The sequence below is a fragment of the Knoellia sp. Soil729 genome, assembly GCF_001427985.1.
Classification (GTDB): domain Bacteria; phylum Actinomycetota; class Actinomycetes; order Actinomycetales; family Dermatophilaceae; genus Knoellia.
The window spans coordinates 123,774-146,417 of record NZ_LMSA01000005.1 but is presented as its reverse complement, the minus strand read 5'-3'; the positions used below and the strand labels follow the sequence as shown (position 1 = coordinate 146,417).

General features: G+C 70.6%; 24 protein-coding genes. 12 read left to right on the top strand and 12 right to left on the bottom strand.

The window, feature by feature from the left end; all coding sequences use genetic code 11:
* Position 1: 1 nt before the first annotated feature.
* A complete protein-coding gene (locus ASG74_RS15450) occupies positions 2–931 on the bottom strand; it encodes an LLM class F420-dependent oxidoreductase (protein WP_056145650.1) in 930 nt (309 codons plus the stop codon).
* A gap of 22 nt (positions 932–953) precedes the next feature.
* On the opposite strand from ASG74_RS15450, the gene ASG74_RS15445 reads away from it, so the two are divergent.
* Entirely contained in the window at positions 954–1,400 is a 447-nt protein-coding gene (locus ASG74_RS15445) for a VOC family protein (RefSeq protein WP_056145647.1), read from the top strand.
* A 30-nt stretch (positions 1,401–1,430) separates the two neighbouring features.
* On the opposite strand, the gene ASG74_RS15440 is transcribed toward ASG74_RS15445, so the two are convergent.
* The 3 genes from ASG74_RS15440 to ASG74_RS15430 are packed head-to-tail and all read right to left on the bottom strand — an operon-like array spanning position 1,431 to position 3,335.
* Complete coding sequence (locus ASG74_RS15440) at positions 1,431–2,039, bottom strand: energy-coupling factor transporter transmembrane component T family protein (RefSeq protein ID WP_056145644.1); 609 nt, start codon at positions 2,037–2,039, stop codon at positions 1,431–1,433.
* The gene (locus tag ASG74_RS15435) at positions 2,039–2,734 is read right to left on the bottom strand and encodes an energy-coupling factor ABC transporter ATP-binding protein (RefSeq protein WP_056145641.1); all 696 of its coding nucleotides are present in this window, start codon (positions 2,732–2,734) and stop codon (positions 2,039–2,041) included. Before ASG74_RS15435 ends, ASG74_RS15440 begins: the two co-directional genes overlap by 1 nt.
* 13 nt (positions 2,735–2,747) lie before the next feature.
* Positions 2,748–3,335, bottom strand: coding sequence for a biotin transporter BioY (locus ASG74_RS15430; RefSeq protein WP_056145639.1), 588 nt, complete (start codon positions 3,333–3,335; stop codon positions 2,748–2,750).
* A gap of 102 nt (positions 3,336–3,437) precedes the next feature.
* Here ASG74_RS15430 and ASG74_RS15425 point away from each other — a divergent pair, with 102 nt between their 5' ends.
* From ASG74_RS15425 to purL, 3 genes are all read left to right on the top strand, one after another.
* Positions 3,438–4,331 carry a phosphoribosylaminoimidazolesuccinocarboxamide synthase gene (locus ASG74_RS15425; protein ID WP_056145637.1) on the top strand — a complete coding sequence of 298 codons (894 nt, stop codon included), beginning with the start codon at positions 3,438–3,440 and terminating at the stop codon, positions 4,329–4,331.
* Positions 4,328–5,083 (top strand): glycerophosphodiester phosphodiesterase, encoded by a 756-nt coding sequence (locus ASG74_RS15420; RefSeq protein WP_056145633.1) that lies wholly within the window; start codon positions 4,328–4,330, stop codon positions 5,081–5,083. The genes ASG74_RS15425 and ASG74_RS15420 overlap by 4 nt, the downstream gene beginning before the upstream one ends.
* 91 nt (positions 5,084–5,174) lie before the next feature.
* Entirely contained in the window at positions 5,175–9,077 is a 3,903-nt protein-coding gene (gene purL / locus ASG74_RS15415; protein WP_056145631.1) for a phosphoribosylformylglycinamidine synthase, read from the top strand.
* Between the two features lie 47 nt (positions 9,078–9,124).
* On the opposite strand, the gene ASG74_RS15410 is transcribed toward purL, so the two are convergent.
* Positions 9,125–9,586 (bottom strand): MarR family winged helix-turn-helix transcriptional regulator, encoded by a 462-nt coding sequence (locus ASG74_RS15410; RefSeq protein WP_056145628.1) that lies wholly within the window; start codon positions 9,584–9,586, stop codon positions 9,125–9,127.
* 72 nt (positions 9,587–9,658) lie between these two features.
* On the opposite strand from ASG74_RS15410, the gene ASG74_RS15405 reads away from it, so the two are divergent.
* Both ASG74_RS15405 and ASG74_RS17295 read left to right on the top strand, forming a co-directional pair.
* The gene (locus tag ASG74_RS15405) at positions 9,659–9,856 is read left to right on the top strand and encodes a hypothetical protein (RefSeq protein WP_056145626.1); all 198 of its coding nucleotides are present in this window, start codon (positions 9,659–9,661) and stop codon (positions 9,854–9,856) included.
* 99 nt (positions 9,857–9,955) lie between these two features.
* The gene (locus ASG74_RS17295; RefSeq protein WP_056145623.1) at positions 9,956–10,696 is read left to right on the top strand and encodes a hypothetical protein; all 741 of its coding nucleotides are present in this window, start codon (positions 9,956–9,958) and stop codon (positions 10,694–10,696) included.
* A 26-nt stretch (positions 10,697–10,722) separates the two neighbouring features.
* Here ASG74_RS17295 and ASG74_RS15395 read toward each other — a convergent pair whose 3' ends face one another.
* Both ASG74_RS15395 and ASG74_RS15390 read right to left on the bottom strand, forming a co-directional pair.
* Positions 10,723–11,523: a spermidine synthase gene (locus ASG74_RS15395; RefSeq protein ID WP_082569827.1), complete on the bottom strand. Its 801-nt coding sequence runs from the start codon at positions 11,521–11,523 to the stop codon at positions 10,723–10,725.
* A gap of 66 nt (positions 11,524–11,589) precedes the next feature.
* Positions 11,590–13,626 carry a bifunctional metallophosphatase/5'-nucleotidase gene (locus tag ASG74_RS15390; RefSeq protein ID WP_056145617.1) on the bottom strand — a complete coding sequence of 679 codons (2,037 nt, stop codon included), beginning with the start codon at positions 13,624–13,626 and terminating at the stop codon, positions 11,590–11,592.
* 160 nt (positions 13,627–13,786) lie between these two features.
* Between ASG74_RS15390 and ASG74_RS15385 the strand changes: the two genes are divergently transcribed.
* The 3 genes from ASG74_RS15385 to ASG74_RS15375 are packed head-to-tail and all read left to right on the top strand — an operon-like array spanning position 13,787 to position 15,315.
* Positions 13,787–14,176: a sterol carrier family protein gene (locus tag ASG74_RS15385; protein WP_056145614.1), complete on the top strand. Its 390-nt coding sequence runs from the start codon at positions 13,787–13,789 to the stop codon at positions 14,174–14,176.
* A gap of 16 nt (positions 14,177–14,192) precedes the next feature.
* The gene (locus ASG74_RS15380) at positions 14,193–15,053 is read left to right on the top strand and encodes an LLM class flavin-dependent oxidoreductase (protein WP_056145717.1); all 861 of its coding nucleotides are present in this window, start codon (positions 14,193–14,195) and stop codon (positions 15,051–15,053) included.
* 10 nt (positions 15,054–15,063) lie between these two features.
* The gene (locus ASG74_RS15375; RefSeq protein ID WP_156465439.1) at positions 15,064–15,315 is read left to right on the top strand and encodes a hypothetical protein; all 252 of its coding nucleotides are present in this window, start codon (positions 15,064–15,066) and stop codon (positions 15,313–15,315) included.
* Here ASG74_RS15375 and ASG74_RS15370 read toward each other — a convergent pair.
* A complete protein-coding gene (locus ASG74_RS15370; RefSeq protein WP_056145609.1) occupies positions 15,295–16,347 on the bottom strand; it encodes a helix-turn-helix transcriptional regulator in 1,053 nt (350 codons plus the stop codon). The genes ASG74_RS15375 and ASG74_RS15370 overlap by 21 nt on opposite strands.
* 83 nt (positions 16,348–16,430) lie before the next feature.
* On the opposite strand from ASG74_RS15370, the gene ASG74_RS15365 reads away from it, so the two are divergent.
* Together ASG74_RS15365 and ASG74_RS15360 are read left to right on the top strand one after the other, a co-directional pair.
* Positions 16,431–16,727: a hypothetical protein gene (locus ASG74_RS15365; RefSeq protein WP_056145607.1), complete on the top strand. Its 297-nt coding sequence runs from the start codon at positions 16,431–16,433 to the stop codon at positions 16,725–16,727.
* 46 nt (positions 16,728–16,773) lie between these two features.
* The gene (locus tag ASG74_RS15360) at positions 16,774–16,974 is read left to right on the top strand and encodes a hypothetical protein (RefSeq protein WP_056145603.1); all 201 of its coding nucleotides are present in this window, start codon (positions 16,774–16,776) and stop codon (positions 16,972–16,974) included.
* Between the two features lie 53 nt (positions 16,975–17,027).
* On the opposite strand, the gene ASG74_RS15355 is transcribed toward ASG74_RS15360, so the two are convergent.
* The 4 genes from ASG74_RS15355 to ASG74_RS15340 all read right to left on the bottom strand — a co-directional run bounded on the left by ASG74_RS15355 (position 17,028) and on the right by ASG74_RS15340 (position 20,970).
* Complete coding sequence (locus ASG74_RS15355; protein WP_056145600.1) at positions 17,028–17,873, bottom strand: anti-sigma factor; 846 nt, start codon at positions 17,871–17,873, stop codon at positions 17,028–17,030.
* The gene (gene sigK, locus ASG74_RS15350) at positions 17,870–18,418 is read right to left on the bottom strand and encodes an ECF RNA polymerase sigma factor SigK (protein ID WP_082569826.1); all 549 of its coding nucleotides are present in this window, start codon (positions 18,416–18,418) and stop codon (positions 17,870–17,872) included. The genes ASG74_RS15355 and sigK overlap by 4 nt, the downstream gene beginning before the upstream one ends.
* 106 nt (positions 18,419–18,524) lie before the next feature.
* Positions 18,525–19,187, bottom strand: a complete 663-nt coding sequence (locus tag ASG74_RS15345; RefSeq protein WP_056145595.1) for a fasciclin domain-containing protein — start codon at positions 19,185–19,187, stop codon at positions 18,525–18,527.
* Between the two features lie 211 nt (positions 19,188–19,398).
* On the bottom strand, positions 19,399–20,970 hold the full coding sequence (locus ASG74_RS15340) for a molybdopterin-dependent oxidoreductase (protein WP_056145592.1): 1,572 nt from the start codon (positions 20,968–20,970) through the stop codon (positions 19,399–19,401).
* Between the two features lie 88 nt (positions 20,971–21,058).
* On the opposite strand from ASG74_RS15340, the gene purF reads away from it, so the two are divergent.
* Positions 21,059–22,630, top strand: a complete 1,572-nt coding sequence (purF, locus tag ASG74_RS15335) for an amidophosphoribosyltransferase (RefSeq protein ID WP_056145588.1) — start codon at positions 21,059–21,061, stop codon at positions 22,628–22,630.
* Positions 22,631–22,644 lie beyond the last annotated feature (14 nt).

Sequence of the window (22,644 nt, the reverse complement as noted above, 5' to 3'; positions counted from 1 at the left end):
CTCAGGCGAGCTGCGGCACGACAGTCGCGGCGAACTCCTCGATGTGTTCGAGGTCGCTGAGGTCGAGCACCTGCAGGTAGAAGCGCGTCGTGCCCACCTCGGCGAAACGGCCGATCTTGTCGACGACCTCGTCGCTGGAGCCGGCGAGACCGTTGGCGCGCAGCTCGTCGACGTCTCGCGAGATGGCCGCGGCACGTCGCCGGAGGGTGGCGTCGTCGTTGCCCAGGCAGAGGACGTTGGCCACGGACAACACCAGCTCATCGGGGTCACGTCGATGGTCCTCGCACGCGGCGCGGACGCGCGCGAAAAGCTCGCTGCTCTCGGCGACGCCCTGGAAGGCCGAGTTGAACTCGTTGGCATAGCGGGCGGCGAGCGCCGGCGTGCGTCGCTTGCCCGCGCCGCCGATGATGACGGGAATGCCACCGCGGTCGTCGGGCTGGCCGAGCCCGGGCGCACCGACGATCGGGTAGTGCGAGCCGTCGTGGTCGAAGGTCTCGCTCCTGTCCGTCGTCCACAGTCCGGTGATCACCGCGAGCTGCTCCTCGAGCCGGTCGAAGCGCTCCCGGACGTCGGGGAAGGGGATCCCGTATGCCGTGTGCTCGGCCTCGAACCACCCGGCACCGAGTCCCATCTCGACCCGGCCCCCGGACATCTGGTCGACGTTGGCGACCTGGACGGCGAGCGGGCCGGGCAGCCGGAAGGTCGCGGCCGTGACGAGGGTCCCGAGGCGGACGCGCTGCGTGTCGCGAGCCAGCCCGGCGAGCGTCGTCCACGCGTCGGTGGGGCCCGGCGCGCCGTCTCCGCCCATGTGCAGGTAGTGGTCGGACCGGAAGAACGCGTCGTAGCCCGCGTCCTCGGTCGTGCGGGCCACGGCGAGGAGGTCGTCGTAGGTCGCGCCCTGCTGGGGTTCGGTGAAGATCCGGAAGTCCATCCGCCCACCCTAGGCTCGACGCATGGCCGACCTCACCCCCACGCTGGGCATCACCGTCGACTGCACATACGCCCGCGAGCTGGCCGAGTTCTGGTGCGACGCCCTGGGCTACGTCAGGGCTCCGCCACCGGCCGGATGGGCGGACTGGGAGAGCTTCCTGCGTGACCACGACGTCCCGCAGGAGGAGTGGGATGACGGTGCGGCCATCCGGCCCGCATCCGGCGACGGACCCTCCATCAGCTTCCTCAAGGTGCCGGAGGGCAAGACGGTCAAGAACCGGGTTCACCTCGACGTCAAGGTGAGCGGCGGCCGTGACGTCGAGCAGCTCCTGCGGGAGACCCGCATCCGCGAGGCCGAGGCCCGCCTGGTCGCACGCGGCGCCCGGCGTCAGGGTGAGCACTGGGTCAACGGCAGGCTCGACCACCTCGTCATGCAGGACCCGGAGGGCAACGAGTTCTGCATCGTCTGACCCGGTCCCGTCGGGGCACAAGGACGACGGTCAGTCGTCGACACCGCGGGCGGTGAGGGCCTCGCCGAGACGGTCCGCGTGCCGCAGCGAACGAACAATGAGCGGCACCGCGAACGCTCGTGGGCTGGCCCGCAGGCCACGCGCGTGCTGGGCCTCGCGCACCTCCTGCGCCAGCCCGATCACCACGTGCACCGAGCGGATGCCCAGGGCGAGCATGAGGCCGACGCGCTCGGGGTCGACACCGAGACGTCGCAGCCACCCACAGGCACGGACGACGACGTCGACCATGGCCGTCGTCCGGGTCGTGAGGGTCACCAGCCCCGCGAGCAGCACCATCGACACGAACGACCCCACCACGCCGATGCCGGTCTGCCACGACGCGAAGATCCACTGGAAGGCCAACAGCGGCACGGCGACCCACGCCAGCCCGAGCAGCTGGCGGACGAGGGTGCGCAGCGGCAGGCGCGCCACGGCATACCCGGCAAGGACGAGCGCGAAGGCGAGCGCAACCTGCCACGGTGACCGCCACAGGGCCAGCGCCACGCCGGCGGCGAGCAGGACGAGCAGCTTGGTCCCGGCGCCGGTGCGGTGCACGACGGAGCTGCCGGGCAGGTAGAGCGGGACGGCCTGGGCTGCCATCAGGCCGTGGCGAGCGCGCGGTAGGCGACAACGGCGCCCGCAGGCGCTCCGTCGTGGACGATGCGTCCCTCGTTGAAGACGAGCACGCGGTCGAAGCCGTCGAGCAGGTCGAGGTGGTGGGTGACGAGCACGACCTGCTGCGCGAGACCGTCGACGACGCTGCGGACCATGGCGGCGTTGCGCAGGTCGAGCAGGGTCGTCGGCTCGTCGAGGACGAGGAGGTCCGGCTCGGTGACGAGGACGCTCGCCAGCGCGAGTAGCTGCTTCTGGCCACCGGAGAGCAGGTGGGCGGGGTGGTCGGCATGACCGGACAGCCCGTATGCCGTGAGCGCACCCTGCGTGCGCGCCCGCACCTCGTCCTTGGTGAGACCTCGACGACGCAGCCCGAACGCGACGTCCTCGGCGACGGTCGGCATGACGATCTGCGCGTCCGGGTCGGTGAAGCAGAAGCCCACCCGGCGCCGGACCTCGCGACCGTCGCGCACCGTGTCGCGGCCGTCGACGGTCACGGTCCCCGAGTCGGGGTGGACGAGCCCGTTGAGAAGGCGCACGAAGGTCGACTTGCCCGAGCCGTTGGCTCCCACGATGCCGATGCGGGGCTCGGTGAGCGTGACGTCGAGGTCGGTCAGCACCGTCCGACGCGCCGAGCCGTCGCCGAAGGAGTGGCTGACGTGGCTGACGCGGATCTCGGGCAAGGACAGTGACGGCTCAGGCGGAGACGCGCTCGGCCGGGGTGGGCTGCTGCCGGCGGGCCGGGATGAGCCCGGGGTAGGCAGCGTGGACGCCAACGGCGATGAAGGCGGTGAGGACGGCCTTGACGACGTCGCCGGGCATGAAGACCGCGGCCAGCGTGGTCGCCTTGACCAGGGAGACGCGGAGGACCAGCGCCATGCCGACGATGCCGATCGCGTTGAGGGCGATGACGCCACCGAGGACGTTGGCCATGATGCCGAGCCCCAGCCGGTAGGGGCGGCCGATCCGCTCGGTGAGCAGGCCCACGAGGAAGGCCGCGACCGGGAAGCCGAAGATGTAACCGGCGCTGGGGGCGGCGAAGACGCCGAGGCCCCCACGTCCACCGGAGAGCAGCGGCAGGCCGATGGCGAGGAGGGCGAGCAGGAGCAACGCCGACAGCGCGCCACGCTTCGACCCGAGGATGGCCCCCGCGAGCATGACGCCCATCGACTGGGCCGTGATCGGCACGCTTCCGCCGAACGGGGCGATGGCCGGGATGAGACCGAGCGCAGCGATCACACCGGTGAAGGTGGCGATGAGGGAGAGGTCCCGGGACGTGAGCATGGGCCGTACTGTGCCACTCCCGGGTGTCGGCGCGGGCCCTGGACCGCCTCGTGGACCGCGCCGACGGGATGGCCGCGGGACCGGGCTGCGAGAATCAGCACCATGACGACGCCTGCCCTGTCACCGCTGGAGATCCTTGGCTTCACGCACCTCTACTCGGGCAAGGTGCGGGACCTCTACGCCCCGGACGGTCGCGACGACCAGCTGCTGCTCGTGGCCTCGGACCGCATCTCGGCGTTCGACTTCATCCTCGACCCACCGATCCCCGACAAGGGGGCGGTGCTGACCCAGCTGTCCCTGTGGTGGTTCGACCAGCTCGTCGACCTCGTGCCCAACCACGTCGTGTCCACCGACGTGCCCGAGATGGTGGCCGGGCGGGCGGTCCTCGTGCAGAAGCTCGACATGGTGCCGGTCGAGTGCGTGGCGCGTGCCTACCTCACGGGTGGCGGGCTGCGGGAGTACGTCGCGGACGGCACTGTGAGCGGACTGCCCCTGCCCGCCGGGCTGCGCGACGGCGACCGGTTCGACGAGGTGCTGTTCACCCCGTCCACCAAGGCGCCCATGGGGCAGCACGACGAGCCGATGTCGTACGAGGCCGTCGTCGCCCAGGTGGGCGCCGAGCACGCAGAGGCGCTGCGTGACCTGACGACGCGCATCCTGGCCCGGGGCAACGAGATCGCGGGGGAGCGAGGCATCCTCATCGCCGACACCAAGGTGGAGTTCGGGGTGGATGCGTCCGGCGCCCTCGTGCTCGCCGACGAGGTGCTCACGCCCGACTCCTCACGCTTCTGGCCGGCCGACCAGTGGGAGCCGGGACACACCCAGCCCAGCTTCGACAAGGAGTTCGTGCGGGAGTGGCTGCTCTCGCCCGCCAGTGGTTGGGACAAGTCCTCGGGTGAGGCGCCACCCGCGCTCCCCGCGGAGGTGGTCGAGCGGACACGCGCGAAGTACGTCGAGGCCTACGAGCGGCTCACCGGACTGACCTTCCGGTCGTGAGTGGGATCTTCGGCGAGCCGGGCACGCTGGTCGGGCACCGCGGGCTCGGCGCCGGTGTCGTCGACGGCCTGACGCAGAACACGATGGAGTCGTTCCTCAGGGGGATCGAGCTCGGTCTCGAGTGGATCGAGGTCGACGTGCGCAGGGCGCGGGACGACGAGCTCTTCGTCATCCACAACACGGTGCTGCCCGATGGGTCCCAGGTGTCCGCGCGGTCGGCGAGCGACCTCGACGCGGTGGGCGCCCTGCGTCTGGACGCGCTGCTCGAGGCGGTCCCCGAGGCCGTGGGGGTGGTCTTCGACGTCAAGTCCTCCGTGGCGGACGCCGGGCGTCCCGCGGCGATGACGACGGCCGGGATCCTGGGTCGGTGGTGTGCGGCGCGGCTCGGGACACGGCCTGCCCTGACCCAGTCCTTCGACCCGGCCGCGCTGGGGCAGGTGCGGGCGGGAGACCCCCGCATGGCGCTCGGCTGGCTGACGTGGCTGAACTTCCCCATCGGTATCGCCGTCGCCGCGGCGGCGCACCTCGACGTGCAGCTGCTGGCACTGCATGCCGGGTCACTGGACCCGCAGGTCCAGCGCCGGTTCGGTGAGGACGCGAGCGTCGACGAGGTCACGGGGGCTGTGCACGGCGCAGGACGGGAGCTCATGGTGTGGTGCCCCGCACCGGATGTCCTCGATGCCCTGCGCAACGGCGGTGTCGACGCCCTCGTGGTCGACGACGTGCCGCGCGTTCTCACCACGCACCGCTGACCGGTCGTGCCGATCCGGCTGTGGGGCTCCGTCGCGCAGCCCAGTAGCCTGTGACTCGGCCCCGCCGCACCTCCCTGGAGACGTTTTAGTGATGGTTTCGACGCATGAGCTCGCCCTGACGACCGTCGAGGGTGGCTCTGCGCTCTCCCCCTTCCGGGCCCGAGCGCTGCTGGCGCGACTGCAGGCCGTCGATCCCGCCGTCACCGCCGTCAGCGCGCGCTTCGTGCACTGGGTCGCGAGTGAGCAGCCACTCACTGTCGACGCCGCGGCGCGGCTGACCGAACTCCTGACCTACGGCGATCCGTATGCCGGTGACGCACCCTCCACGGATCCGAGCGCCCTCGTCGTGGTCGGCCCCCGCCTCGGCACGATCTCGCCGTGGGCGAGCAAGGCCACCGACATCGTCCACAACTGCGGCATCGACATCCGCCGGGTCGAGCGGGTCACCGAGTTCGTGCTCGAAGGAGTCGACCACACAGGTACGGCGACCGATGCTGACAGATGGGGCGCCGTCGCAGCGGTCCTGCACGACCGCATGACCGAGACCGCCCTGCCCACCCACGAGGCCTTCGCCGCCCTCTTCGAGGAGCGCGAGGCCGAGCCGATGGAGCACGTCGATGTCCTCGGCGGTGGGCGAGAGGCGCTGGAAGGTGCCAACACGGCATACGGGCTCGCCCTGTCCGACGACGAGATCGACTACCTGGCCGAGTCGTTCACGGGACTGCGGCGCAACCCGACCGACGTCGAGCTGATGATGTTCGCGCAGGCCAACTCCGAGCACTGCCGCCACAAGATCTTCAACGCCGACTTCATCGTCGACGGTGAGCCGCAGGTCAAGAGCCTGTTCGGGATGATCCGGCACACCGAGAAGGTCGCCGGCGCCGGCACGGTCGTCGCCTACAAGGACAACGCCTCCGTCATGGAGGGCCGCCGGATCGAGCGCTGGCTGCCCCAGCGTGGTGACGGGCCGACACCCTATGCCGCTCGCGAGGAGGACGTCCACGTCCTCATGAAGGTCGAGACCCACAACCACCCGACTGCGATCTCGCCGTTCCCCGGCGCCGCGACCGGTGCCGGCGGCGAGATCCGTGACGAGGGCGCGACCGGCCGAGGGTCGGCGCCCAAGGCTGGGCTCACCGGGTTCGTCGTCTCGAACCTCAACCTGCCCGGCACCGACGAGCCGTGGGAGCGCGAGGTCTATGGCGCGCCCGAGCACATCGCCACCCCGCTCGAGATCATGGTCGACGGCCCGATCGGGGCTGCGGCCTTCAACAACGAGTTCGGCCGTCCGGGCCTCGGTGGGTTCTTCCGCGTCTACGAGCAGACCGTCGACGGGGTGCGCCGCGGCTACCACAAGCCGATCATGAGCGCCGGTGGCCTCGGCTCGATCAGCGCCGACCAGACCGAGAAGATCCTCTTCCCCGCCGGCTCGCTGCTCGTGCAGATCGGCGGGCCCGGCATGCGCATCGGCATGGGTGGTGGCGCCGCGTCGTCGATGGCGTCGGGCACCAACGCCGCCGACCTCGACTTCAACTCCGTGCAGCGCGGCAACCCCGAGATGGAGCGGCGCGCTCAGGAGGTCATCAACTCCTGCTGGTCCCTGGGCGCCGACAACCCCGTGCTCGCGATCCACGACGTCGGCGCGGGTGGGCTGTCCAACGCCTTCCCCGAACTGGTCAACGACGCCGGCCTGGGTGCCCGCTTCGACCTCTCGGCCGTCCAACTCGAGGAGTCCGGGCTCGCCCCCAAGGAGATCTGGGTCAACGAGAGCCAGGAGCGCTACGTCCTGGCCATCGCGCCCGAGTCGCTGGAGCTGCTCGAGTCCTTTGCCGAGCGCGAACGGTGCCCGATGGCGGTCATCGGCGTCGCGGCCGACGACGCCCAGCTGCTCGTGGCCGGTGAGTCCGACGACGACGTGCCCATCGACATGCCCATGGAGGTCCTGCTCGGCAAGCCCCCGCGCATGACCCGCGACGCGACCCGGGTGTCGTGGACCGGGGACCCGCTCCAGGTGAGCGACGTCGACGTGCGCGACGCGGCATACGCCCTCCTTCGTCACCCCTCGGTCGCGAGCAAGCGCTTCCTCATCACCATCGGCGACCGCACCGTCGGCGGGTTCACGCATCGCGACCAGCTCGTTGGTCCGTGGCAGGTGCCCGTCGCCGACGTGGCGGTCACCTTGGCCGACCATGTCGGCTTCGCGGGTGAGGCCATGGCCTCGGGGGAGCGTATGCCGCTCGCCTCCGTCAACGCTCCCGCCTCCGGTCGCATGGCGGTCGGCGAGGCGTTGACGAACCTTCTCGCTGCTCCCTTGCCGTCACTGTCGGCCGTCAAGCTGTCCTGCAACTGGATGGCCGCGGCGGGCGAGGACGGCGAGGACGCCGCCCTGTTCGACACGGTCGAGGCCGTGGCGATGGAGCTGTGCCCTGCCCTGGGGATCTCTGTGCCGGTCGGCAAGGACTCGATGTCGATGCGCACCAGGTGGACCGATCCCGAGTCCGGCCAGTCGCGTCAGGTCACGTCACCGGTGTCGCTCGTGGTCTCGGCCTTCGCTGCGCTGCCCGACGTCCGCGGGACCCTCACGCCGCAGCTGCAGCCCGACTCGGCGCTGGTGTTGGTGGACCTTGGCGCTGGCGCCAACCGCTTGGGCGGCTCGATGCTCGCGCAGGTGTCGGGCGTCTTCGGCGGCGACGTTCCTGACCTGGACGACCCGTCGCGGCTGGTGGCCCTGGCCAACGCCGTGAGCGAGCTGCGCTCTCGTGGGCTGGTCTCGGCCTACCACGACCGTTCCGACGGTGGGCTGTGGGCGACCGTGTGCGAGATGGCGTTCGCCGGTGGGCTCGGCGTCGAGATCGCGGTGGACTCCGTGGCTGCGCTCTTCACCGAGGAGCTGGGTGCAGTGCTCGGCGTGCGCTCCGACTCGGTGGGCGAGGTCCGCGAGGTGCTGGTCAACGCGGGCGTCGGCGAGTTCGCCTCGATCATCGGCGGCACGCACCCCGAGCGCCGGGTCATCGTCGCGGTCGACGGCGCGGTGCCGCTCGACGAGTCCACCGTGGACCTGGCTCAGGCGTGGGACGAGGTGTCGTGGCGCATCTCGTCGCTGCGGGACAACCCCGAGTGCGCCGACGAGGAGCACGCCCGGTTCGGCGCCGATGACGACCCCGGGCTGCACGTGTCGACCTCGTTCGACCCGAACGACGACATCACGGCGCCCTACCTCACCGTGGGGGCGCGGCCCCGGGTCGCCGTCCTGCGGGAGCAGGGCGTGAACTCCCACGTCGAGACGGCCTACGCGTTCCACCGTGCCGGGTTCGAGACGCTCGACGTCCACATGACCGACCTCCAAACCGGGCGCGCCTCGCTCTCCGACGTCGTCGGACTGGTGGCGTGCGGTGGCTTCTCCTACGGCGACACCCTCGGTGCCGGGGAGGGCTGGGCGCGTTCGGTGCTCTTCAACTCCCGGCTGACGCAGGAGTTCTCACGGTTCTTCTCCCGCGGCGACACGTTCGGGCTCGGCATCTGCAACGGCGCCCAGATGTTCGCCGCCCTGGCCGACCTCATCCCGGGGGCGGAGGCGTGGCCGCGCTTCACCCGCAACCGGTCCGAGCAGTACGAGGCCCGCCTCTCGCTCGTCGAGGTCCTCGAGTCGCCGTCGATCTTCACGACCGGCATGGCCGGGTCGCGCATCCCGATCGCCGTCGCCCACGGTGAGGGGTTCGCCAACTTCTCCGCGCGCGGCGACGAGGCCTCCGTCCAGCGAGTGGCGCGCTTCGTCGACAACGATGGTGGAGTCGCGACGGCATACCCCTCGAACCCCAACGGTTCCCCCGACGGACTCACGTCGGTGACGACGACCGATGGCCGGTTCACCGCGATGATGCCTCACCCCGAGCGAGTGCAGCGCAACGCGCAGATGTCGTGGACGAGCGGCCGGGTCGAGGACGTCTCGCCCTGGATGCGGATGTTCCGCAACGCCCGCGTCCACGTCGGCTGACCCTGGCTGGGGCTCCCGGGGTCGGTGGAGCCCAGGAACGCTGGAGGTCAGGAGCGTGCGGCGGCGATGAGGCGGGTGAGGCCGTCGCGGAGGGACTCGAGCTCCGTCACCTCCATGCCAAGCCGCGCGAGGATTGCCGGTGGGACCTTCTCGGCCCGGGCACGCAGGCGAGCACCGCGAGGAGTGAGGGAGACCGCGAGCGCGCGCTCGTCCTTCGGGTCGCGTGCGCGCGTGATCAGGCCGCCGACCTCGAGGCGCTTGAGCAGCGGGGACATGGTGCCCGGGTCAAGGCTCACCCGGCGTCCGAGCTCGCTCACCGTGAGTGGTGTCTCCTCCCAGAGGGCCAGCATGACGAGGTACTGCGGGTGGGTCAGGCCCATGGGTTCGAGCAGCGGCTTGTAGAGCGCGATGACGTTGCGTGAGGCGACGGCGAGGGCATAACAGACCTGTTGGTCGAGGGCGAGCAGGTTGGTGCCCTGGGGTGCCGGACGGGGTTGGGTGGTCGTCACGCGGCCCAGTCTACGTCGGTTCGATGATATTCTTGGCGCACAAACAATTGGTGCGTGAAGGAAGAGTGGCACATGAGCAAGCCGGAGAACGAAGGGCTGTCGTTGGGCTACCGCTTGGGGTACCGGCTCCAGATGGCGATGTGGGAGGTGTTCGGGCCGGCCCAGCTCGGCGCGGGCGACGATCCGCAGATGCGGCTGCGACGGCGACGAGACGCCAAGGTCGAGGCGGCACGCGTCGCCCGTCTGGCTCGCGAGGCCGACGCCGCCTGATCCTGCGCGGAAAGCCGGTACCTGAGCGCCGCGGCCCCCTAGCCTGTGCTTGGGACAGCGTTGTCGTCGCGGGGAGGGTGGCCAGTGCGGGTTCGGTCGATGTCAGCTGAGCGGTTCGTCGGGACCAGTGCCAGGCTCCTGGCCGGTGCATCGGTGTTGACCGTCATCGGAGTTGGGCTCGTCATCCGCTCCGTGTGGCAGCAAGCGGGTCAGTCCTACAGTCAGGACGGCATTCAGACCGATGTGGGCGCCCCTTTCGGGGCTCGCCTCGCCATGGCGATGTTCGACTTCACCTACCGCGCGCTGAGCACTCAGCTGTTGCTGGCCTCGGCCCTGGTGGCTGCCGCCGTGGTGCTCCTGCACCGGATTCCCTCTTGGGACCGCGTCAGAAGCCTCCGTTGGGAGGTGTTCGGCGCTCTGCTCCTGGTCATGGTCCCCGTCCTGGTCCTGGTCGCGGCCGCCCTCTATCTCCTGACCTCCCCGAGTGCCACCGAGGGCGTCGGAGCATTCTTGGATGCCAGGCAGCTGGCCGACTCATCGCTCGCCTTCCTGTCGACCCTGGGTGCCTCGCTGCTGGTCCTGGTTGCCGCGACACTCGCGTGGCTGCGCCTCGGGCCTCTCGTCGACGACATCGGCGACGACTCCGAGGAGGAGCGCGATGACGGCCTCGACGGCCTCGACGACCTCCACGGGACGGACGAGGCGGGTGAGCAGTGGGCGGTTGACCGACCTCGCCCTCCGACGAGCTTCACCCGTGATGCACGGACCCAACCGGCCAGCGGGGGCGGCGAGGACTACCGCGATGACTGGTCGCCGGAGGACTTCAGGCCGCCGAGCTGACCGGGGTCCAGCAGGACCGGAGCCGGTCAGGTGGGTGGGACCGGGGACGCCGAGGTGTCGTCGCCATCCGCGCTGAACGGTGCGGCGCCGGCGCTGCGTGACAGCACCTCGGCCGGCGGCACCACGCCGGTGGGCAGGGGCACCCGGGCCGTCGCGCGACGCATCTCGAACAGAGGCAGGGGGCTGCGCGACGCCATGAGCACGACGTTGCCGAACCCCTTGTTCTTGAGGACCTGCTGCAGCCCGACGTAGGCCGTCTGGGAGCCCGGACCCAGCGCGGCCCGGGCACCGGAGGCGACGCGGCCGGCATACCGAAGTCCGGGACGGTCGCCGAGGTTCGCGAGGAAGAGACCGCCAGGCGCCAGGACGCGTGCCACCTCGCTCAGCCACTCGACCGTGGTGAGGGAGGCGGGGACCCGGCCGTCGACGTAGGCGTCGAGGATCACGAGGTCCGCACTGGCGTCGGCCAGTGACGCGAAGCCGGCCTCTCCCGTCTGGGGGCGGACCCGGATCCGGTGACCGCGTGGCAGCGGCAGCTCGCGCCGCACCGCCTCGGTGAGCGCGACGTCGGGCTCCAGGACGATCTGCGGCGACCCCGGCCGGGTGGCGTGCACCCACCGCGCCAACGTCAGCCCGGCCCCGCCGACGTGCGTCACCCGCACCGGCCCAGGCCGTGCGAAGAAGGCGTCGATGCACAGGGCCAGGTGCTGGACGTACTCGAAGACGAGGTTCTCCGGGTCGGCAATCGACACCGCGGACTGGGCGAAGTCCCCGATCCGGATCCACGTGACGTCGCCGTCCTGCTCGAACTCGGCTTCATCGCTCACGGCCAAAGCCAAGCACCCCCCACGCCACAGTGGCGCAGGGGGTGCTGGGTTGTGCGTTGTGGCCGACTACTTGCTGATCGTCACCGGGACGTAGGCCGTGGTGCCGGTCGGCGCCGCCGTGATCGTCAGCATGACGGGGACGTCACGGTGACCGTTGCCCTTGGTCCACGGCAGGAGCTGCTGCTTGGTGAGCGAGAAGCTGGCGTCGAGGACACCGTCACGTGAGGGCGACGGCGGGGCCGGCACCCGGACCGTGGTGATCGGGACATCCTGGATCGTCACACCGTTGATCGCGACCTTGGCCGAGGTGTTGGCGACGGCCGAGGCGCCGGCGAGGTCGAAGCCCTCGAGGCGCAGGGTGAACTTCTGGGAAGCGTTCTTGTCGCCCGTGACCTTGGCGGCAAGGACGCCGACACCGTGCTGGACGAGGGGCGGTGAGAGCGGGCTGTTGGCGCCGATCCAGTCGACGAAGGCGTTCTGGTCGACCAGGCCGGAGTCGCGGTAGTTCGTGCCCTCGAGGAAGGTGCCGAAGTTGTCCGGCGCGACGCCCACGTTCGTGATGAGGAACGACGAGGAGGCGATCGTGTAGGTCCCCGCCGGGTCGATCGGCTTGCCGTCGAGGAAGATGCCGGTGATCCGGTCACCCTTGGGGCGGTTCGGGTCGTAGGTGTAGCTGACGTTCTTGGACACGCCCAGTGCCAGGTAGGGCCGCGAGAGGCCGTCCGGCTGCCACTGCTCCTCGAGGATCTGCTTGAACTGGGCACCGGTGTAGTCGGCAGCCTTGAGGTTGTTGCCGAAGGGCAGCACGGTGGCGGCCTGGGCGAACGTCACCGTGCCGTCGGTGCCGTAGAGCAGGTCGGTGCGCACACCACCGGGGTTCATGACCCCGATGTCGACGCCGAGGTCGCGGCCTGGGGCGTTGAGGGACTCGACGTACTGCTGGGCGATGAGGTTCGACAGGGCCGACTCCCGCTTGCGGTCGTCCGCGCCGTCACGGGTGATGCTGCTCGTGATCTTGCCGACCGGCTGGGCCGCGATGGGTGCGGCGTAGGCGATGGCGTCGTCGATGATCTTGGCCGCGGTCTGGTAGGTCGGGTTCGCGAGGCAGGCGGCTGACGGAGCGATGGCCGGGATGTTGGCCGCGTTGTAGGCCGTGACCTTCTTGGCAGCCGGGTCGTAGCCGAGCTGGATCTTGCCGACGGCGGCTGCGTAGTTTCCGGTCTGGAGGACGGGGCGCGTCTGACCGGCGGACTCACCGGGGATCTGGACGTCGTAGACGTAGGCCTGGTGCGTGTGACCCTGCAGGATCGCGGCGACCTTGGCGGAGGTGTCGTTGACGAGGTGCGCGAAGACGGGCACGGCCAGCTGGTCGGCGAGCGTTCCGTTGGTCGACGAGAAGGGCCCACCTTCGTGGTACTCGGCGATGAGGACGTCGGCCTCTCCGTTGGCGGCGTTGCCGTCGGTGAGCTGGGTGGCGACGCGGTTGACGCCCTCGACCGGGTCGATGAAGTCGAGGTTCGCGACGCCTTCACCTGCGACGAGGTTGGGGGTGTCCTTGGTGACGCCGCCGATGACGGCAACGCGCAGGCCGCCGACGGTGTAGGACTCGTACTGCTTGAGCGCGGGTGTCTGGGTCCCCTTGAGGAAGACGTTGGCGCCGACGTACTGGAAGTCCGCGTGGGGCTCGATGCGGTCGGTGAGGTCGGCATAGCCCTGGTCGAACTCGTGGTTGCCCACCGAGGACGCGTTCACCCCGATGGCGTTGAGGTAGTCGATCGTGGGCTCGTCGTTCTGGACGGCCGACGTGAACGGCGATGCTCCGACGAGGTCACCAGCGCCGAGCGTGAGGGTGTTCGCAGCGCCGAGGTTCTCGCGCTGGGTGAGCAGCGTGCAGGCGAAGTTCTTGCCCAGCGTGCCCTTGCCGTCGGTGTCGATCCGACCGTGGAAGTCGTTGAGGTTGAGGATGTTGATCGGGGTGGTGCCCGCGGGGAGCGGGGCGCCGTTCATGTTCGTCGCTGCCGACGCCGTGGGGCCGGTCAGTGCTGCCGAGCCGACCAGGACCAATCCGGTCGCGGCCGCGGCGATGGTTCTGCCGTGCTTCATGTGTCCTCCGGGAGACCGTCAGGTGCGGGCAGGGGTCCCGGCACGTGGACCATGTTCCCCCAGAAATCTGCTGGCGTCACTGGGGTCTGCACAACTATTTGTGAATGTGCTGCGAACGGTCGGATCCGGGAGCGTCCTCCGCCCACCTACGATGACCGGTATGCCGCCCCGCCGCCGAGTTCGTGTCGCTGACGGTCGCGCGGCACTCGCCTCCTGGGCGTCGGCCCAGCGAGGCGGCGCGGGCACCGATCGGGCCACGACGGCGCTCGCCGTGCGCTTCACCCTGGAGGAGCTCGAGACCCGGGCGCCCGGGCGGAGCGTTGAGGTGCGGGTCCCTCCCTTCGGGGCGGTGCAGTGCATCGAGGGACTGCAGCACCGTCGGGGCACTCCGCCCAACGTCATCGAGACCGACGCCGCGACCTGGCTGGCGCTCGCCGTCGGTCGCGTCGACCCGGCCGGGGCCGCCGGCCAGGGGGCACTTCGGGTGAGCGGCACGCGAGCCGACCTCACGGCATACCTCCCGCTGTTCCCGGACCTCGACGAAAGCTGAGCGGACCATGGCACCACTGCGCCACGGAATCTCGATCCTGCCCGACCTCCCCTGGCGCGAGGCGGGCCCGCGGTGGTGCGCGGCGGAGGAGATGGGCTTCGCGCACGCGTGGGTCTACGACCACCTCGTGTGGGGTGGGCTGCCGGACTCGACCTGGTTCCCCGCGGTGCCGACCCTGGCGGCAGCGGCGGGCGTGACCTCGACGATCGGGCTGGGCACGTTCGTCACGTCGCCGAACTTCCGCCACCCCTACGTGTTCGCGCGTGACGTGCTGGCGCTCGACGACCTGTCTGGCGGGCGGTTCCTGTGCGGGCTCGGGACGGGCGGCGACCTCGACTCGGCCGTGCTCGGGGAGTCGCATCCGCTCAAGGCTCGCGTCGACCGGTTCCACGAGTACGTCCCCCTGCTCGACCGGCTCCTGCGCGAGGACCACGTCGAGCACGACGGCGACCGGTATGCCGTCCGCGACGCCCGCACGCTCCCGGGTCCCGTGCGTGACCGGGTGCCTTTCGTCGTGGCCGCCAACGGCCCGCGCTCGCTGCGGCTGGCCGCGCGCTACGGGCAGGGCTGGGTGACCACCGGACCGCGGGACGCCGAGACGGTCGCTGCATGGTGGGCCGGAGTGGCCGAGCTGGTGGAGCGGTTCACGGCGATCGAGGGTTCGTCGGGGCTCGACCGCTACCTGTCCCTCGACGGCTCGCCGCAGTTCTCACTGGAGTCGGTGGGCGTCTACCAAGAGGTCACCGGTCGCGCGGCCGAGCTCGGTTTCACCGACACCATCACCCACTGGCCGCGTCCGGAGTCCCCGTATGCCGGTTCGCTGGCGGCGCTCGAGGCCGTCGCCTCCGGTGTGGTGGGGGCTTCGGCCGGCAAGTAGCGTGGACTGGGTGAACAGTCAGGTCCGTCGCCCCAACCACCTCCGCGTCCTCATCATCGGTGCGGTCGTGGGCTTCGCCATCGGCGGCTTCTTCGGGGTCTACCGCGGGATCGAGGCGCAGTCCGACCGCGTCGCCCAGGGGTCGTACTCGACCTCGAGCGCCGTGGGCTACCTCGGGTTGCTCGGCGCGCTGGTCTTCGGACTGCTCGCGGCCGGTGTCTCGGTGCTGTTCGAGGTCCTGTCAGAGCGCCGCAACCGCTGAGCCTGCCGGCGGTGCGCCCAGGGCGCGCGCCAGCAGCTCGCGCCGGCTGTGGTCGCCCGTCTTGGCGAACACCGACTTGAGGTGGTCCTGGACGGTGTGCGGTGAGAGCCGGAGTGCCTCGGCGGTCCTGGTCGTGTCCGCACCGGTCGCGATGATGCTCAGGATGTCCCCTTCGCGGGCCGACAAGCCGTGGGCGCGCGCGAACACGTCCAGCCGGTCGCGTGCGCTCGTGTGCTCGATCGTGACGGCGATCGCGTGACCCGACTCCAGTCGCGTGGCGCGCAGGGTGGCCCACGCCCCGCCGGGGAGAGGCATGCGTGCCATCGCGTCGTTGTCGTCGATGCCCTCCTCCCTGGCGAGCAGCTGTGCGGCCACGTTGAACGCGCACGCAGGGACCGGCCGCGAACCGTCCGGCTGCGGCAGGAGGAGCTGGAGCCAGGACTCTGAGCCCTGCGCCCTGTCGAGGATGGAGAGATCCTCTCCGAGGATCAGCACCGTCGGACCGCTCGCGGGCGCTGCCTCCGGACCAGTGGGGTGGAAGCTTCGGGCTCGCACCCGTCGCACCGCGCTGGTGAGCTGCGGCGCGAGGCCTGCGAGCACGGCTGGTGCGTCGGCTCCGAACGGGTGCGTGGACCAGAGGTCGAGGAAGCCCCAGCACCCATGGCGGTCGCGGAGCGGGACCGAGGCCACGTCCACCACCCCGTAGGGGGCTTGAGCCTCACGCCAGAGGCGACTCTCCGCGGCTCGCGACCCCAGGGTGGCGGGATGGTCCAGGGTCGTCCACCGGTTGAGGGACGTGAGATATCTCAGCCGGATCGTCGCCGGGATCTTCGAGGGGTCGGGGATCTCTGCGAGCGGGTCGACACCCACCGACGTGGTCGGGTCCGTGAGCACCCATGCATACCAGTCGAAGTCGATGACACGGCGCAGTCTCGAGAGAAGCTCGGTCCGCAGCACGCGAGAGTCCTCGGCGTCGCGAGCCAACCGCTCGACCGCGGACGGCTGGAGCTCACGCAGACCGGGCCTTGCCACCTCGTCAGCGTAGGGGCCTCGGCAGGCAAAGACCCCAGGTTCGTGGGATACCCGGGGGTCGGGAGGCGCCGGACAGTGGAGAGATGCACACCCTTCACATCGAGCACGCCATCACCGCCTTTCCCACATGGAAGGCGGCCTTCGACAGGTTCGCGGACATGCGCGCCCACGCCGGCGTGCGAGGCCAGCGGATCGCCCAACCGGTCGACGATGACCACTACGTCGTCATCGACCTCGACTTCGAGACGGAGTCCGCAGCAGTGTCGTTCCGCGAGTTCCTCCAGACGAAGGTGTGGGCGGTACCCGAGAGCAGCCCGGGCCTTGCCGGGGTCCCCGTGGCCCGCATCCTCGTGCTCGATGGCGTGGAGGGCGGTCCCTGAGCACTACGGTGTGGTGCATGGAGATCACCTCGTCCCGGCCCCTCGCATGAGCTCCGGGATCCGCACCGCTCTTGGAGTCCTTCTGGTCCTGGCCGGAGTCGTCTGGACCTTGCAGGGGCTCAACGTCCTCGGCGGGAGCGCAATGTCCGGGGTGACCCTGTGGGCGGTCGTCGGCCCGATCGTGGCGGTCCTCGGAGTGGTCCTCGCCGTGTCCGCGCGCCGAGGTGACCATCGACGGGACCGCTGACACGGGACCGACGCGGCGGATGCGGCCGACGAGCTCGGGCGAGGGCGACGAGCTCAGGCGAAGCTGAACAACGCGACGGGCGGCGTGGTCGGCTTCTCGGAGCCACTCGCAGGTTCGAGCGTGATCCCGGCAGCCGTCGCGGTCGTGGCATCGCCGTGGAGCAGCACCGCCACGGTCGAACCCGCGGTCGGGATCATCCCGGCGCTCACCATGCCCTGCCCGGGCATGTCGAGCCACAGCTGGTAGGCCTTGCCCGAGGGGGCCGGCGGCATGGCGTCGGCCACGAACACGGCCTGCTTCTTGGACGGGCTGCGGACGATCGCGACCTCCGAGGACCCCATGGGCTGCTCGAGCCGCTGGGCGTCGTCGGAGCGGAGCACCTGTTCGGTGGCGGTGAGGGTGGGCGTGCCGTCGTCCCACGGGTGCCAGGCGACTCCGCCGACGGTGACGATCGCGGCGGCCGCAGCAGCGGCGAGCCAGGGGCGCAGCCGTCGCTGGCGACGGGCAGCGAGCTCGTCGGTGACGGGGGCGTCCTGCTCCACGGGAGCGGCAGAGTCGGGGCGGGCAGCGTCGTGCTCCACCGGGAAGGAGGCGTCGGGCTCGGGGTCCGGGTCGGTCGGCGGCTGCGGTGCGAGCTCGGCCTCCGGTTCATGGGACGCCCCGGTGAGGGGGGAGAGCTGGCGGGTCTGGGTGATGGCCGACAGCACCGAGGCACGCAGTGCTGGTGGGGGAGACAGCTCGACGTTGGTGGCCAGCATGCCCGCGGCAGCGCGCAGCTCGGCGACCTCGGCGCGGCAGTCCGCGCACTGGTCGAGGTGGAGCTCGAAGGAAGCTCGCTCCTCGTCGGTCACGGCGTTGACGGCATAGGCGCCGGCCAGCGCGTGGGTGTCTGGGTTCATGCCGTCACCTCCAAAGTGTCTCGAAGTCTGATGAGTCCGTCCCGGATCCGCGTCTTCGCGGTCCCGAGCGGGATGCCCAGGAGGGCTGCCACCTCGGTGTGGGTGTGCCCTCCGAGGTAGGCCAGCTCGACTGCCCCCCGTTGGGTCTCGGTGAGCGAGGCCAGGGCGCGTCGTACTCGTTGCTGGTCGAGGCGGACCTCGACCTTCTCCAGGGTCGTGTCGTGCTCGCGTTCGACGGTCGTGGTCTCGTAGGTGAGGTCGCGCGCCTTGCTGGCCTCGGCCGAGCGAACCCGGTCGACCGCCTTGCGGTGTGCGATCGTCAGCATCCAGGACAGTGGCGACCCCCGCGAGGGGTCGAAGCGGGTGCAGTGGCGCCAGATGTCGAGGTAGGCCTCCTGGGTGACCTCTTCGCTCTGGGCCCGGTCACGCACGACGCGTACGACGAGTCCGTGGACCCGTGCCGCCGTGGCGTCGTAGAGCTCGGCGAAGGCCGACTCGTCACCGCGTGCTGCTCGGGTCAGCAGGCTCCCGAGATCCGGCCCCATGGCAGCAGTCGGCGAGGAACTGTCCCCGGATCCGACTGCTGCCATGAAGACCATGATTGCCTACTGCCTCTCGGAAGTGCGTACTGCCTGGTTCAGGTGACCGGAATCAGGACGCGGGAAGCAGGACGCCGTCGATGATGTAGACGGTGGCGTTCGCGGTCTGGACGTTGCCACAGATGACGCTGGCGTCGCCGACCTTGAAGTCCTCGCCGCTGCCCTCGACGGTGATCGTGCCGCCACCGAGGGTCTTGTGCTCACCGGCGAGCTTGTCGGGAGCGATGCGGCCGGCAACGACGTGGTTGGTGAGCACCTTGGTGAGCAGACCCTTGGGGTCGGCCATGGCGGCGTCCATCGTCTTCTTGGGCAGTGCCGCGAACGCGTCGTTGACGGGCGCGAACACGGTGAGCTCGGGCGCGCTGTTGAGCGTGTCCACGAGACCGGCCGACTTGACGGCGGTGACCAGGGTCGACAGCAGCGGGTTGGCGCTCGCGGCGGTGGCGACCGGGGCGGTGGCCATGCCGTCGAAGGAGCCGGCGCCGCTGGAGGGAACCTTGCTGCAGGCGGCGCCGAACGGCTTGGCCATCATGTCGGAGGCCGAGGCGGACGGGGAGTCCGAGGCCGACGGGGACTCGGAGGCGGCCGGTGCCGAGGTGGTCGGAGCCATCGAGCTGGAGTCCGAGGCGGTGTCGTCGGAGCTGCCACAGGCGGCGAGTCCGAGCGGCAGGGTCAGAGCGAGGGCGATGGCCGCGGTGCGGTGGGTGAGCTTCATGGTGTGTCTCCTTGAGAGGGTTGGCGTACACCACCTATTCGCCACGGCACCCGGTCCGGATTGGCTGCTCCCCAACCTTTTTCGACAACTTCCACAGCAGGTATGCCGCCCGCTCTGCCCTTTCCGGCTGGTCACAGAAACGGAGTGTTCAGCCCGGAACGGTTCCGGGCTAAACACTCCGTTTTCGTGATGCGCCGGAAAAGGGGAGGCGTCAGGAGACGGTGACGGGGATGCTGTGCCAGCCGGTCGCGCCTCGGGGGAACGGTGAGGCGCGCTTCTCGGTCTGCACGGCGCCGGTGAGGTCGGTCGCGCGCACCGTGAGCTGGTGCTGACCCTTGGTGGCGTCCCAGGGGAAGAACCACTGGCGCCAGTAGGCGATGTTGGCGTCCGGCCCGAGCGTGGCCTCCTGCCACGGGCCCTCGTCGACGCGGACCTCGACCTTCTTGATGCCGCGTCCCTGGGCCCAGGCCACCCCGCCGATGACGTTCTTGCCGGTCGTGAGCTGGGCGAGGCCGCGGGGGGTGTCGATGCGGGACTGGGTGAGGATGCTGCCGTCGGTGGCCCAGTCGCGCTCGGTCCAGTAGGCCTTCTTGGCGTCGTAGGTCGTCGCGGTGAGGCGGGCGAGCCACTTGGTCGACCCCACGAAGCCGTAGAGACCCGGCGTCACGAGGCGCACGGGGTAGCCGTGCTTGCGGGGGAGGGCCTCGCCGTTCATGCCGATGGCCAGCAGGGCATCGCGGTCGTCCAGGAGCGCCTGCACCGGCGTGGAGATGGTCATCCCGTCGGTGGAGGTGCTGAGGATTTGGTCGGCGCTCGAGCGGACTCCGGCTCGCGACAGGACCTCTCGCACGGGGACGCCGAGCCAGCGGGCGCCACCGATGTAGCCGCCGCCGACCTCGTTGCTCACGCAGCACATCGTGATGTCCTTCTCGACGAGAGGCATCGCGGTGAGCTCGGCGTAGGTGAGCGTGAAGGGCTTGTCGACCTCCCCGTCGATGCTCAGCTCCCAGGAGTCGGCGTCGACGCGGGGGATGACGAGCGCGGTGTCGATCCGGTAGAAGTCGCGGTTGGCCGTGCGCCACGGCGCGATGCCCGGCACGCGCGCCTCGAGGCCCGCCGGCAGGGGTGGCAGGGTCTCCTTGGCGGCAGGGAGGGCGACAGTCGACGGGGCGATGGCGTCAGCAGTGAGCTTCTGGCCCAGAGCGCCCACGGCAGCAGCTCCGACCGTGGCCGCACCTGCTCCGAGGAGGAAGCTGCGCCGGCCCGTTGGGCTTGCCTCGCCGGTCGCTCGCGAGTTGTGGTCAGTGGGGTTCTCGTGGTCGGCGACCTTCTCGTCGCGCTCGACCAGACCGAGCAGCCAGCCCAGCACCAACACGCCCACGAGCCCGGTGACCAGCCCCGGGACGACGTCGAGCTGGCCTGCGGCCGGGCGCAGCACCGCAGCGGCGGCTGCAGCGGCCGCCAGGGCCACGATGACCAGTCGCCCGGCGGTCGGGTGGCGCCGGGACACCACCCCGGCCAGGGCCGCGAGCAGCAGGGTGACGATCGCGACGCTGCCGATGAGGACGGGCTTGTCGTTGGTCCCCATCGTGCGGACCGCCCACTCCTTGACCGGTGTGGGCGTGGCGTCGATGACCTGCGAGCCGACGGCGAGCACGGGAGAGGCCTCGGGCGCGACGAACGCGGCGACGAGGTGGCCCACGGCGGCACCGCTGACGGCAGCGAGAACGCCGCTGACGGCATACGGCCAGACTGTCCGGGACGAGCGAGCGGAAGCATCCATGGCAAGCCATTCGGAGCGGGGTGGTGGAACGGATGGGGTCGCCGGACGGTTGCGGCAGCGGCCCCCGGACTCGTGGGACACTTTGAGTGTGGCACGTGGAGATGGACGACTCACGCACGACCTCCTGCCCGGTGAGAAGGGCCCCCAGGACGCCTGTGGCGTCTTCGGTGTCTGGGCTCCCGGCGAGGACGTCGCCAAGCTGACCTACTACGGGCTCTATGCGCTGCAGCACCGCGGCCAGGAGTCGGCCGGCATCGCGGCCAGCAACGGCCGGCGCCTGCTTGTCTACAAGGACATGGGCCTGGTGTCCCAGGTCTTCGACGAGCGGTCCCTCGCCTCACTCACCGGCCACCTCGCGATCGGGCACTGCCGCTACTCGACGACCGGCGCCTCCACCTGGGAGAACGCCCAGCCCACGCTCGGCGGCCACGACGGCGGCACGCTCGCCCTGGCCCACAACGGCAACCTCATCAACTCGGCCGAGCTGCGCGACCTCGTCGAGGGAGCCACCGAGGGACCGCACCGCGGCGAGATCGGGCGCGGCAACACCACCGACACCGCCCTCGTCACGGCACTGCTCACCGCCGACCCCGACCGCACGGTCGAGGACGCGGCGCTCGAGGTGCTCCCCAGGCTGCGCGGCGCCTTCTGCTTCGTCTTCATGAACGAGCACACCCTGTATGCCGCCCGCGACCCTCAGGGGATCCGTCCCCTCGTGCTCGGTCGTCTCGAGCGTGGCTGGGTCGTCGCCTCCGAGACGGCGGCCCTGGACATCGTTGGGGCGTCGTTCATCCGCGAGGTCGAGCCGGGCGAGCTCATCGCCATCGACGAGGACGGGCTGCGGACGCAGCGTTTCGCCGAGACCGACCGTAAGGGCTGCGTCTTCGAGTACGTCTACCTGGCCCGGCCCGACACGACGATCAACGGCCAGGTCGTCCACGAGGCACGGGTCGAGATGGGCCGGGCCCTGGCCCGCGAGCACCCGGTCGAGGCCGACCTCGTCATGCCGACGCCCGAGTCGGGCACGCCCGCCGCGATCGGCTACGCCCAGGAGTCGGGCATCCCCTACGGCCAGGGGCTGGTCAAGAACGCCTATGTCGGCCGCACGTTCATCGCGCCGTCGCAGACGATCCGCCAGCTCGGCATCCGGCTCAAGCTCAACCCCCTCAAAGAGGTCATCAAGGGCAAGCGCCTCATCGTCGTCGACGACTCCATCGTGCGCGGCAACACCCAGCGGGCCCTGGTGCGCATGCTGCGCGAGGCGGGGGCCGCCGAGGTCCACGTGCGCATCTCGTCACCGCCGGTGCGGTGGCCCTGCTTCTACGGCATCGACTTCGCCACGCGCGCCGAGCTCATCGCGACCGGCATCGGCGTCGAGGAGGTCTGCAACTCCATCGGTGCCGACTCCCTGGGCTACATCTCCGAGGAGGGGATGATCGCGGCCACCAACCAGGACCGCGAGCGCCTGTGCACCGCCTGCTTCAGTGGTGAGTACCCCTTGGAGCTGCCGTCGTCCGACCGCCTCGGCAAGGGGCTGCTCGAGCTCGAGTTCCCTGTCGACGCGGGCGAGACCGATGCGACCGAGGCCGGCACACTCGACGTCGAGCGCGTCTCGGTCACGGCTTCGGGTGGCGCAGCCGAGGCCGTCCGGCGCCCCTGACCCTGACCTCCACC